Source organism: Enterococcus raffinosus (assembly GCF_019175485.1).
Classification (GTDB): domain Bacteria; phylum Bacillota; class Bacilli; order Lactobacillales; family Enterococcaceae; genus Enterococcus_A; species Enterococcus_A raffinosus.
Genome location: NZ_CP072888.1, coordinates 1,588,446 through 1,600,864, shown reverse-complemented (window position 1 = coordinate 1,600,864; position 12,419 = coordinate 1,588,446). Strand labels below are relative to the sequence as shown.

Here is a 12,419-nt window from a genome sequence, read left to right as displayed (position 1 = left end):
AAAGAAAGAGTATGAAAGATGCTAGGGAGGAATCTTCTTATGGAAAGAAGTACACGGAATATGAAAAAAAGCAGTAAATTACCGATGATTGCTGTGGGCGTTATCATTTTGCTCATTGCAGGATTTTTTGGAGTGAGAGCCTATCAGGCAAATCAAGAAAAAAAACAAGGAGAGAAAACGGTCCAATCGTTTGTTAAAGATTTACAAAAAGGCAACTATCAAGATATGACAAAGAATTTGAATGCTGATTCTGTAAAAAAAAGCGGCTATTCAACAAAATCAGTTGCTGAGAAGTATCAATCAATTTTTACAGGGATCAATGCATCAAATATAAAAATGTCTGATTTAACAATAGATAAAAAAGGCTCCGGTTATCAATTTTCCTATCAGTTGTCAGTGAACACTGGCTTCGGTCAGCTAAAGAAGCAAAAATATACGGGGACACTAACCGATGATGGTAAAGAAATAAACTGGAAACCTAATTTGATTTTTCCTGGTATGTCAGGAAAAGACAAGATTAACTATTCTGTTGATCCAGCGACTCGTGGTGAGATTTTAGATCGCAATGGTCAAGGACTAGCAACTAACGGAACGGTCTATCAGGTAGGTGTCGTTCCTAAAAATCTAGGTACAGGTGAGGATCGCACGGCCAAAATCGAGGCAATCGCTAATAGTTTAGATATCACTGCGGATGATATTAATGCTGCTTTATCACAAGGTTGGGTCCAAGAGGACTTCTTTGTGCCGTTAAAGACTAGTGCTGATGCTCCTAAAGAAACTCCTGATGGATTGGAAGTAAAGGAAACAACAGGACGGACTTATCCGCTAAAAGAAGCGGCTGCACAATTAATTGGTTATGTCGGAAAAGTAACCGCAGAAGATATGAAAAAGAACGATGAATTAGCAAGCGATAGTTTGATAGGTCGCAGTGGCTTAGAAATGGCATTGGACAAACAGCTACGTGGAAAAGATGGCGGGTCACTTGCTATTATGGATAGCAAAGGAAATGAAAAAAAAGTATTGCAAAGCATTGATAAAAAAGATGGTGAGAACGTTAAATTGACCATTGATAGCAGAGCGCAGCAAATTGCGTATAATGGTTTAAATGGTCAAGCAGGCTCGAGTGTCGTAATGGCTCCAAAGACAGGAGATTTGCTGGTAGCTGCCAGTTCCCCAAGTTTTGATCCTAATAAGATGACAAATGGAATTAGTCAGGAGGATTATGACGCTTACAGTAATGACAAGAATCAACCATTCATGAGTCGTTTTGCTACAGGCTACGCACCAGGCTCAACCTTTAAAACAATTACTGCAGCAATTGGTCTGGATGCCGGAACGTTGAATCCCAACGAAGAATTAGCTATTAACGGTTTGAAATGGCAGAAAGATAGTTCTTGGGGTTCTTATCAAGTTACGCGTGTGTCTGATGTAAGTCCAGTCAATTTGAAAACAGCCCTCGTTTACTCAGATAATATCTATATGGCACAGGAAACGTTGAAAATGGGGGAAAAGACGTTTCGCGCTGGCTTGAACAAATTTGTTTTTGGCAAAGACTTAGATTTACCAATTGCTATGGAGAAGGCTCAAATCTCCAGTAAAGACAGCTTTGACTCTGAAATCCTGTTGGCAGATACTGGATATGGACAAGGGCAGTTATTGCTAAATCCAATTCAACAAATCACTGCTTACTCGGTATTCCCAAACAGAGGCACAATGGTTTATCCTAAATTGATCGCAGACAAAGAAACGAAGGACACCAAAGATGTTATCAAAGCCAGCTCAGCAGAAACGATTACCAATGATATGCAGGCGGTTGTAAGCGATGAGAATGGGACCGCTCATAGTTTAGCAGCATTAAACATTCCACTAGCGGCTAAGACTGGGACCGCTGAGATTAAACAAAAACAAGACGAAAAAGGACAAGAAAACAGCTTCTTATATGCTTTCGATGCAGAAAAACAAAATTATTCCGTTGTGGAATTTTTGGAAAACAAACCGGAAGGAACTTCTGCCACGGATTTATCGAAAGACTTGTTGACGTATTTGAATCAAACCTATCAATAAAATACTTGTCTGAAAAGCGGATGCTTGGTAAGATAACCAAGAAGGACGGTGTCTTATGAACAAGCGACAACGAAAAAAACAAGCTTATAAGCAGTACATTCGGGCAATTTTTGAAGGCTACGAAAAAATGCTGGAAGATTCCAGCATCAAAGAATTACATTTCAACTATTTAAAAGAAACGACTTACTTGGAACGTGATGACCAAGATAAGATTCATTTTACAACAAAAGAAAAATAATTCTTGAAACACATCTCAGTAAATGGAACTGAGATGTGTTTTTATGTTGGAACAGCTATCGTAAACTTTTTATCATTGAATGAGCTTTTTGTAAGTAGGGGAAACATTAAGCAATGATAAGGCATAGAATAATAGGTTTTTCCTCCTACTGGAGACTGAAAAAATAGTTAAGAGATTCTTGACTTAGTAAATAATTGTTTAAAGAGAAGGGTTCTGACTAAGGAAAATGAACAAAATCAGCTAGAATATGAATATCAAGTTACAGGAGGCAGTAAAATGAAACTTCATAAATATATTCTACTAGCAGGTTTAGGTCTATCTTTAGGAGCGGGACTGATTGGTCAGGAAAAGGCTCATGCGGAAGACAGTGCAATCAATGAACGTTGGGGAAAACCAACCTTTGTAGCTGGAGCCGGCTTAAATCAACAGCAATTAAATGAAACAATGGATAAATTGGGCATCAATCAAGAAAGCGTCAAAATGGAAACGGCAACTGGAGCAGATTTAGTGAAATATCTGGGCTATGGCAGCGGTGACGACAGTGTTATGTTAAGTTCTGTCGTTGTTAATCGTGAAGACCCAGGAAAAGGAATCAATGTTGATATATTAACACCACAGAATATTACCCAAATTACTGCAGATCAGTATAAAAACCCACTAGTTACAGCAGGAATCACTGATGCAACGGTGAAGGTTGCTAGTGTCGTGAAGGTGACTGGTGAGAGCGCATTGACAGGGGTTTATAAAGCGTTTGAATCCAATGGCGAGACTGTAAATCCTGAACGTGCGCAGTTAGCACAAACGGAGTTAGATACTACGTCAGATGTTTCGCAATCTGTAGTGAATAAGGCAAATGAACAGAGCCAAAACCAAAACTTATCTGATAGTGAAAAAGAAAAAGCTGATGAAGCTTATAAAGCACAATTGAATCAAACCCTTGTAGACATAAAAAAAGAGTTAGCAGAGCTTAAGGAGAAGCAAGGGGAGTTAGCTACGAAAGAAGATGTTGAGAAAATTGTTAATGATGCATTGGATAAGAATAATCTCTCTCAATATGTGACGAAGGATGACGTCAACAAATTAGTTGCTTTAGCAGAAAAATATCAAATGACAGACGGTGTCCTAGACAAAGAATCCATTGAACAATTAGATAAAATAAGTAATGATTTTAAAGGAACTGTCAATAAAGTTTCTGATCAATTAGGAAAATTTGGAGATTCACTTAAAGGAACATTAGAAGACAACCAAGGATTTTTCTCAAATTTATGGCAACAAATCAAAGATTTCTTTAGTGGATTAACAAAATAGTTAAAAAGATTGTGTCATTTTTTTTAGATTGGCACAATCTTTTTTTCTTTCTCTAAAAGTTTATGCTTATCATTACGGCCTTGCTAGGGTAAAATAGAGAAGTGGGTTCCAATTCTGGCGGGAAAATTTAGAATATTTACACGTTTGACTTGGATCAAGAATAATTATGGTAATATTTATTATATAATTAATCAAAAAAATAAAGGAGGGTCTTAGATGGAGACTCCAGAAAAACAGGAAGAACTTCAAACTGAAACCTCGTTTGATTCAGTGAAAGAATCTGCTTCCGATGTGTTAGGTGGGTTGATGGGGCAGATCAGACGATTAGAAGAGGCAATGAAAGCAGAGCGAATGGGCGATGTTTATCAAATTTACTGGAACGAATTGCCTGCCTCAATCCAACAATCCAGTAACGCAAATCATGAAATTGATAATTTCTTGACTAGTAAGTTAGATCAAGAAATACAGAGGACGTTCCCATTTATGATCATGCGTGATGTGGTTTCCCCAATTTTGATCAATTATCAGATCGGCAGTTACTATCGTGACCGAGCGGTCTTACAGGTTGACGCGACGCAACCGACTATAAAAATATTACCTGAAATCCGCGAGCAATGGGAAAAAGCTGAAAAAGGCGGATATAAAGAGCAGTTATCAGAATTGCAGAATCAACAGGATGATTTTGATGCTAAAACAATTGCTGCACAATCTGAATTACGAGAGCTTAACGGAAAAATTGCTCATCAGGAGAAACTTAAGGCTGAATTGGAAGAGACCAAGAGTTTTATGAACCGTAAGAAAGTCGAAGATGAAATCGAAGTCATCGATGAAAAATTGAGTGAGTTAAAAAAACAACGGAGCCAATGGACACCATTTGTCGGTGATCAATTATCTGGGGAATCTCAAAAAATCGAACTGGCCAATCGGATAAATAATTTGTCGTTAGAGCAAGCCATTGCATTGAAAGAATTACGCTTGATTAAAAAACGCTTCGGCGGTTTGGAAGAAATGGATGCCGCACTTGAGATTTTTATCAAAGATTTCTTAAATAGGGGGGCAGAATAATGACTGAAGAAAAAAACAAATTCAATCAAATCTATGATACTTTAGTCGATTCGGAAGAACCTGGCTTAAATATCCGCGAAAAAGAAATTCTTCATCCGGATGAATCAGCGGAGGATTCAAACGAAGAATTCAAGACTGTTCCTCAATCAAAACCTGTCAGTGGAACTTCTCTAAATTATTACGATAATCGAGAAGAAAATTATCAAGATTTATTAAATTTAATTGCAGACGCAGAAAAAGAAATTGCTGATCTTAAATTTCGAAAAGTATTAATGGAATCTGATTTCCCGACCTTATTGGATTACTTTAAGAAGATTTTTATTACAGCTGAAATGACTGCCTCTGCTATTGCCAAAGGTGCGCTTTTAGAATATTTCACCTTCGAATTAATTAAGCCATTACAAAATCATGATCTGCATCTTTCAACCAACGAGTTTTCGACTTGGGAGAGCAAGCACTTCAATCTTTCTTATCGATTAACTAGTACAAATGAAATCAATTTTAGTTTTATGATGCCAACCTCTGATGGGAAATTCCGCAGTGAAAAAATAAAATTGATGGAAGTTTATCCTGAGACGATGAAAGCCACGATTTTGGACGATGCAGTATTAACCTTACTGAAAGATTGCTACAACAAACACATTTACACGAGCGGACAAAATTCAATGTTTAGTCGGGAAATGAATGATGTGATGGCTCATATGAAAGATTTAGGCTTCGATTTCGATGAAAATCTTTTAGACAACAGTCAACCGTTAGACTTATCCGTGGATCTTCATCATAAAACTCCGGTAGAGGTACTGGACAAAATCTTTATCACGACAATGGATAATGAAAATTATGATTTCAAGAAGTTAGATGAAAATAGCTACGTAGTTGCTTTAGACGGGAAACAAACAGTTACCATTAATCAAAATATTGAAGAACAGACTAGTAGCTTGAAACTAAATACTGATCGTAAAAACAAATCATTGATTGAATTCTTTGGAAGCTATCCATTCTTAGTTCCATTAACAATTACTGACGAATAAGAATGAAACAACGAGTGTTGCACCAAATATTTTTTGGTGCAACACTTTTTACTATTCTATTGATTGGATAACAATTCATAAGGAACAATCTCTTTGGAAAAAATTAATTTTTTTTGCCTTTTTTTATAGGAAATCACGTTCGTTCGTGAAAGTCCTTAAATCCTATGATATACTTTGAAAGTTGATATGAAAGAGTATCAGTTTACCATGTTTGAAAGAGGGTAGAGATTGTGTGTGGAATTGTAGGATTTATTGATCGTTCAAATACAACGCAAAAAGAACAAATTGTTAAAAATATGATGGATACAATTGTTCACCGTGGGCCAAACAGCGCGGGGCAATTCATCGACGAAGGTGCTGCTTTAGGATTTCGTCGATTAAGCATCATTGACCTTGAGGGCGGTACACAGCCTATCAAAAACGAAGATGGAACAAAAATCATTACCTTTAATGGAGAAATTTATAATTATCAAAGTATTCGCGAGGATTTGATTGCTAAGGGGCATATTTTTACAACTCATGCCGATACTGAAGTGTTGTTGCACGGGTATGAAGAATATGGGATTGATCTGCTGCAAAAAATCCGAGGAATGTTTGCTTTTGTTATATGGGATACAAAGAAACAAGAGTTGTTTGGTGCGCGGGATCATTTCGGGATCAAACCACTTTATTACACGATGATGAATGGCACTTTCATGTACGGTTCAGAAATAAAAAGCTTTTTGCAACACCCAAATTTTGTCAAAGAGTTAAATAAAGAAGCCTTAAAACCTTATATGACCTTCCAATATTCAGCATTAGATGAAACGTTCTTTAAAAATGTTTACCGCATCAAAGAAGGGCATTATTTTACTTATAAAGATGGTCAGTTAGACATTCAGCAATATTGGGATGTGAAAGAACAGGAAACGAATATGACATTGGAAGAAACCGTTGATCTAATTGATGATACCGTTGTGAAATCCGTTGAAGCTCACCGGATCGCAGATGTTGAGGTTGGTTCCTTCTTATCTTCTGGTGTTGACTCAAGCTACGTAACGGCTGTATTACGCCCAGAACATTCATATTCTATTGGTTTTGGTGATAAGTCTTACAATGAATCTATTGAAGCGAAGAAATTGGCCGATTTAATCGATCTTAACAATACTTCTCGTGTAGTAACTGGAGACGAGGCCTTCGAATATTTCCCATTAATTCAGTATCATTTGGATGAACCCGATTCTAATCCTTCATGTGTTCCGTTATATTTCTTAACAGAACTTGCTAGTCGTGATGTGCGTGTCGCGTTGAGCGGGGAAGGTGCCGACGAGTTATTTGCTGGTTATCAAGCGTATGGTATGAACACGAAATCAAAAGCAGTGAAAGTTGTTGCTGAAGGCTTGAAAAAACTGCCGAAAAATATGCGCTATTCTATTGCTAAAGGGTTAAAAGGAAAAACATTCAAGGGTGCTTTACACTTGTACACTTCACTTGCGCCAGCTGAAGAATTCTTTATAGGGCAAGCGAAAGTCTTTGAAGAAGACGAGGCAGTGGATTATCTGCAGCCTGAATATAAACAGAGCCCATCCATTAAAGAAATTGTGGATGTTCATTATGAAAAAGTTCAAGACATGTCTGAAATCAAAAAAATGCAATATTTGGATATGCACCAATGGATGCCAAAAGATATTTTATTGAAGGCTGACAAATTGGCGATGGCCAATTCATTAGAAGTTCGTGTACCGCTATTAGATAAAGAAATGATGAAAGTCTCTGAAATTGTACCGACAAAATATCTAATCAATGCAGAAAATACAAAGTTTGCATTTCGACAAGCAGCCGCTCGTCATTTGCCAGAAGAATGGTACAATCGTGAAAAACTAGGCTTCCCAGTTCCGATCAAAGACTGGTTGCGAGAAGAGAAGTTCTATCAGATTGTTCGCGATGTATTTACACAAGATTTTGTCAAAGAATTCTTTGATCAAGAAAAGATCGTAAAATTACTTGACGATAATTTTGCTGGAACAGTGGATGGTCGTCGCAAGATCTGGACCATTTATACTTTCTTAACTTGGTACCAAGTATATTTTATTAATGATGGGGTAAAACCAATACCTGCTGAAATCGCATAAAGTATTTATCGGATTTGACAAATGTTCATTGACACGTTATTCTTTTAATAAGAAAACTTAACAAAATTTATGAGGTGTCTTGGTGAGTGTAGTTATTTAATTTGGAGTAACTTGATAGCGAAAAAGAACTGTTTATGCAGGTTTATTTCGCATGCCAAATTAGATGCCTATCAAAGCTGATGAATTAGAGTTCAAGCTGTGAAGAGGAATCTTCACAGCTTTTTTGTGCGCTGCGTATTTTTTACGACTGTGCAAACAATATAAATCATGAGTAACCATTACTTGTTAAGTTTTCTTCCGGCCTCGATAGGGATCTTTTCAGATTGAAAGGAAGAGACCATGAATAACGAAACATTTGAAAAAACACAATTTAACGAAATTAAAGCACAACTAAGTAGTTATGCTATTAGTAGCTTTGGGAAAAAAAGAATAGAAAATACACAACCTCATTCAAAACTTTCTGTTGTAGAAAAGCGGTTAACTGAGACAACCGAAGCAAAAAAATTGCTTGACAGTAGTCTTCACGTGCCTTTTATGGGGCTTCAGAGCATTGAACATATTACGAATCAGCTTGAAAAAGGATTTGTTCTAACGCCACAAGAACTTTTAGAGTACGCAGATTTTTTACGTAGCTTACGCTTAATTCGCCAATTCTTTGAAAAAAATCAAACGGTGGCACCTTTGTTGAATCGGTATGGACAAGGGCTGAATGGCTTCAATGAAATTGAAGAAGAAATCTACCAAGTTATTCGTAATGGGCGGATTATTGATGACGCTAGCCGTGAGCTTCGCCGTGCACGGCGAGACATCGCGGAAACACAAGACAAGATTCAAGAGCTATTGAAAAAATTTATTCGACAAAACAAGGAAAAATTGCAAGAGGCAATTATTACAAAACGCAACGATGTTTTTACAGTACCCATTAAATCAGCTTATAAGAAGCAAGTAAAAGGAACGATTATCGAGCTTTCAAGCAAAGGGACGACAGCATATATTGAGCCCAGTAATGTAAGTCGATGGAATGAACAATTGGTGTACCATAAGATGATCGAAGAAGCAGAAGTCTATCAAATATTAGCAACATTGACCGGTCTATTAGCAGAGGCCTTACCACTAATTCAACAAAATATTGAAATTATCGCTGAGTTCGATCATATTTTTGCTCGCGGAAAATTTAGTCGAGAATTAAAAGGAATCACACCGGAGATAAATTCAGATGGCTATATTCATCTTGTCTCTGCAACGCATCCATTGATTAACAATGTGGTACCATTAGATTTGACAATTGGTGAAGATTATCGCGGGTTAACGATTACTGGTCCGAATGCCGGTGGTAAGACGGTTGTATTAAAAACAGTCGCCCTGATGAGTCTAATGACTATGATCGGTCTGCAGATTCCAGCAAAAGAGGGAACAGAGATCGCTATTTTTGATCAGATCTTTGTTGACATCGGTGACGCGCAAAGTATCGAAAACGCCCTTAGTACTTTCTCGGGACACATGCAGAATATTTCTGAAATCCTTCGAAAGACGCATAAAAACAGCTTGATTTTATTGGACGAATTAGGCAGTGGGACGGAACCAAATGAAGGCGCAGCCCTAGCTATTGCCATTATGGAGGAGTTCTATCAAAAGGGCAGTATTCTAATCACTACAACACATTACGGTGAAATCAAACGGTTTGCTGAGCAGCATCCGGATTTCATTACAGCGGCAATGGATTTTGATGCTGAGCACTTAACGCCTAAGTATCGCTTGCTGATCGGTCAGACTGGTGAAAGTAACGCACTGTGGATCGCCAAAAAAATGGCGATCTCCGAGCAGATTATTACTAAAGCACAAAACTATTTTAACGATCGAAGTTATGACCTTGAAAAGAAATCTTTCAAAACGAAAACGAAGAAGCAACCAACTGCAGCTGATGAGATGTCCTATTATAAAGGCGATAAGGTCTTCTTATTAGAACAACAAAAAGCCGCATTAGTTTATCAAGAAATTCCATTTACTGAAAATGTAAAGGTCTTTCTAGACAATACATTCATTGAAGTACCAAAGCGTAGAATGAAACTTGAGTTTCGTGCATCAGAGCTTTATCCGGCTGATTATGAGCTAGAAAATTTATTCGAGGATTTTCATACTCGAAAAGAACGACGTGATATTGATCGTGGATCAAAGAAAGCACAACGCAAATTGCGAAAAGAGGCTTTGCAAAGAAGACAAGAGTAAAAAGCTGCTCCAGTTTTAAAACTGGAGCAGCTTTTACTTATTCATATTGCTGAAATGTTTTTGTCTTGTATAGTCCGACAGTTGATTTTTGATTGTTCTCACTATACAGGCTCGAGGATTGCGCCCCTTTTTGTCGTTCAATTTCTTCCAAACGAGCCAATTGATCTCGATAGTCAAATGAGTCTGGATTGATAGAATCTAAGCCGCTATCTTGATAATACCTTAACAGGTCCCCATTAGTGATTTTATCCGAGGTGATCAATTGCTGATCGACCTCTTGATTCAACTCAACAAAGAATTGTTCCTGCTCAGGTGTAGGCTCACTGATAACTTGAGCAGTCTGATTATCGTACATTTTTCCGCCATAAAATGTATATTGGGGTGTTACAAAGTCACCATCTCTAAATGCAACAACTTGCTTGTGATCAGGAGAAAATAGGTCTTGCCCTAACTGTAAATATTTCTTTGAATCAATTCCCAGCAAATGTAGTAGAGTAGGGAGCGCGTCGACCTGACCACCATACGTATGATTGATTCCGCCATTCGTTGCCCCAGGTACATGGATCATAAATGGAACACGCTGTAATTGCGCGTTGTCATAATCTGTCCAAGTGTCCGATTCTTTCCCTAATAATGGAGCTAATTCTTTATTCCGCGTATTGGAAATTCCATAGTGATCACCATATAGTACAAAAATCGAGTTATCATAAAGTCCGCTGGCTTTCATGTAATCAAAAAATTCTTTCAACGCGGTATCTAAATAGTTTGCTGTAGCAAAATAGCCATTAATTGTTTCATCCTTCGTGTTTGCCAATGGGAAACCATCTTCTTCATTTTTAAAACGAGAATAAGGATAATGGTTGGACACGGTAATGAATTTCGCATAAAAAGGTTGTTGTAAATGCTCCAAGTATTGAACCGATTGACTCAAGAAGGGCTTATCATGCATCCCATATTGGAACGAGTTATCGTCGTTAATGTCATAGTAGGAAGAATCAAAGAAATATTCGAAGCCTAAATGCTTATAGGTTTTATCACGATTCCAGAATGAAGCTGAGTGACCATGAAAAACGGCTGAAGTATAATCCGCTTTTTGCTTCAAAATATTCGGTGCTGCTTCAAAGGTATTTTTGTCACCCATTTGTGTAAACAGTGCTCCTTGATTCAAACCAAACAGTGAGTTCTCCATCAGTGTCTCAGCATCAGACGTTTTTCCTGCCTTCACTTGATGGAAAAAGTTATCGAAGCTGTAGGTGCTTTCCCCATGATATAAGCTATTTAAAAAAGGTGTCACTGTATGGTTTACACCGTTCTCATCAGTCAATTGATAATCGATCAAAAACTGTTGAAAGCTTTCTAAATGAATATAGACAACATTTTTTCCTTTAGCGATCCCAAACATCGAATCATTGGGTGCGGCATAATGATCTTTGACGTAGCTCTCGACCTCTTTTAAATCATTCGGACTTGCTTCTGCTCGGATTTGGTTGTTTTGATAGGTTTGATAGCTGTCATATAACGTAAAAGCATTCACACCTAAATATTTCACCAAATACTCGCGAGAAAACTGACGACTCAATAAGCCAGAACGATCAATTTCAGCCAAGAAAATATTTCCGCTACCAATCAGAAGTGAAAGAGCAGAAAGGGCAGCCGCTTGTCGAAAACGAGGAAACGTTTCAGCAATTGGAATCTTTTTCTTAAATAATAGCGCCGGCAACACGAATAGATCTAGCACATAAAAAATATCATACCAGCGAAATAAACGAACAGCACTTTCACCTAAACCCGTAGACACTTGACCAGCACCAAGCATTGTGTTGATGGTAATAAAATCTGTAAACTCACGGTAATAAACAGCGTTTGAAAAAAGCCAGATCGTCAATAAGGCGTAGATGATAAACAATGTACCATAAGCAACTTTTGAACGTTTGATAAATAGGCCAATGCTTAGTAGCAACATCGAAACACTTAAAGGATTAATGATTAAGATAAACAATTGCATCGGATTTTGAATGCCCAAATGAAAATCGACGACATAAGCGAACATGTTTTTCAGCCATAGCAAAACTAGTAACAAGCTGAAGAAACCAATTCTTGTTTTGATAAAATCATTATATTTTTTTAAATGAGACATTTTCATGCTCCTTAGTTTTTATTTTCCATATACCTAAATAGTTTATCGGTTTTTAAGGTAGAGGTCAAACTGAATAATGTCCAAAATACTGATATACCAATATTCCGAATATATTTTAATCGGAATATAAATAATTCTTAATAAACTGAAGAATTGTGAGAATTGATTTGTTTTATACCTTGAGTTCTTGAAGCGGCCGATTTGACTCTAAGATGGTATACTATGCAGAAATAAAAGGG

8 protein-coding genes are annotated in these 12,419 nt (G+C 37.3%); 7 read left to right on the top strand and 1 reads right to left on the bottom strand.

The features are described 5' to 3' along the window. Positions 1–39 precede the first annotated feature (39 nt). The 7 genes from pbp4 (at position 40) to J9537_RS07840 (ending at position 10,043) form a co-directional block, all read left to right on the top strand. Positions 40–2,064: a penicillin-binding protein PBP4(5) gene (gene pbp4 / locus J9537_RS07870; protein WP_218255549.1), complete on the top strand. Its 2,025-nt coding sequence runs from the start codon at positions 40–42 to the stop codon at positions 2,062–2,064. A 55-nt stretch (positions 2,065–2,119) separates the two neighbouring features. Further along, positions 2,120–2,302 (top strand): hypothetical protein, encoded by a 183-nt coding sequence (locus J9537_RS07865; RefSeq protein ID WP_010744869.1) that lies wholly within the window; start codon positions 2,120–2,122, stop codon positions 2,300–2,302. Positions 2,303–2,578: 276 nt separating this feature from the next. Beyond that, positions 2,579–3,610, top strand: a complete 1,032-nt coding sequence (locus J9537_RS07860) for a DUF1002 domain-containing protein (protein WP_218255547.1) — start codon at positions 2,579–2,581, stop codon at positions 3,608–3,610. 216 nt (positions 3,611–3,826) lie between these two features. Continuing rightward, positions 3,827–4,675: a hypothetical protein gene (locus J9537_RS07855; protein WP_010744867.1), complete on the top strand. Its 849-nt coding sequence runs from the start codon at positions 3,827–3,829 to the stop codon at positions 4,673–4,675. Further along, positions 4,675–5,706 carry a hypothetical protein gene (locus J9537_RS07850; RefSeq protein ID WP_010744866.1) on the top strand — a complete coding sequence of 344 codons (1,032 nt, stop codon included), beginning with the start codon at positions 4,675–4,677 and terminating at the stop codon, positions 5,704–5,706. Before J9537_RS07855 ends, J9537_RS07850 begins: the two co-directional genes overlap by 1 nt. A gap of 230 nt (positions 5,707–5,936) precedes the next feature. Then, positions 5,937–7,817: an asparagine synthase (glutamine-hydrolyzing) gene (gene asnB / locus J9537_RS07845; RefSeq protein ID WP_218255545.1), complete on the top strand. Its 1,881-nt coding sequence runs from the start codon at positions 5,937–5,939 to the stop codon at positions 7,815–7,817. Positions 7,818–8,156: 339 nt separating this feature from the next. Continuing rightward, complete coding sequence (locus tag J9537_RS07840) at positions 8,157–10,043, top strand: endonuclease MutS2 (protein ID WP_218255543.1); 1,887 nt, start codon at positions 8,157–8,159, stop codon at positions 10,041–10,043. A 37-nt stretch (positions 10,044–10,080) separates the two neighbouring features. Here J9537_RS07840 and J9537_RS07835 read toward each other — a convergent pair whose 3' ends face one another. Beyond that, positions 10,081–12,180, bottom strand: a complete 2,100-nt coding sequence (locus J9537_RS07835) for an LTA synthase family protein (protein WP_218255541.1) — start codon at positions 12,178–12,180, stop codon at positions 10,081–10,083. Positions 12,181–12,419: the final 239 nt, after the last annotated feature.

Bases quoted from the DNA above. Each gene is read 5' to 3' on its own strand.
- J9537_RS07840 (WP_218255543.1), top strand. From the start codon at position 8,157: ATGAATAACGAAACATTTGAAAAAACACAATTTAACGAAATTAAAGCA.
- J9537_RS07850 (WP_010744866.1), top strand. From the start codon at position 4,675: ATGACTGAAGAAAAAAACAAATTCAATCAAATCTATGATACTTTAGTC.
- J9537_RS07835 (WP_218255541.1), bottom strand. From the start codon at position 12,180: ATGTCTCATTTAAAAAAATATAATGATTTTATCAAAACAAGAATTGGT.
- pbp4 (WP_218255549.1), top strand. From the start codon at position 40: ATGGAAAGAAGTACACGGAATATGAAAAAAAGCAGTAAATTACCGATG.
- J9537_RS07865 (WP_010744869.1), top strand. From the start codon at position 2,120: ATGAACAAGCGACAACGAAAAAAACAAGCTTATAAGCAGTACATTCGG.
- J9537_RS07860 (WP_218255547.1), top strand. From the start codon at position 2,579: ATGAAACTTCATAAATATATTCTACTAGCAGGTTTAGGTCTATCTTTA.
- J9537_RS07855 (WP_010744867.1), top strand. From the start codon at position 3,827: ATGGAGACTCCAGAAAAACAGGAAGAACTTCAAACTGAAACCTCGTTT.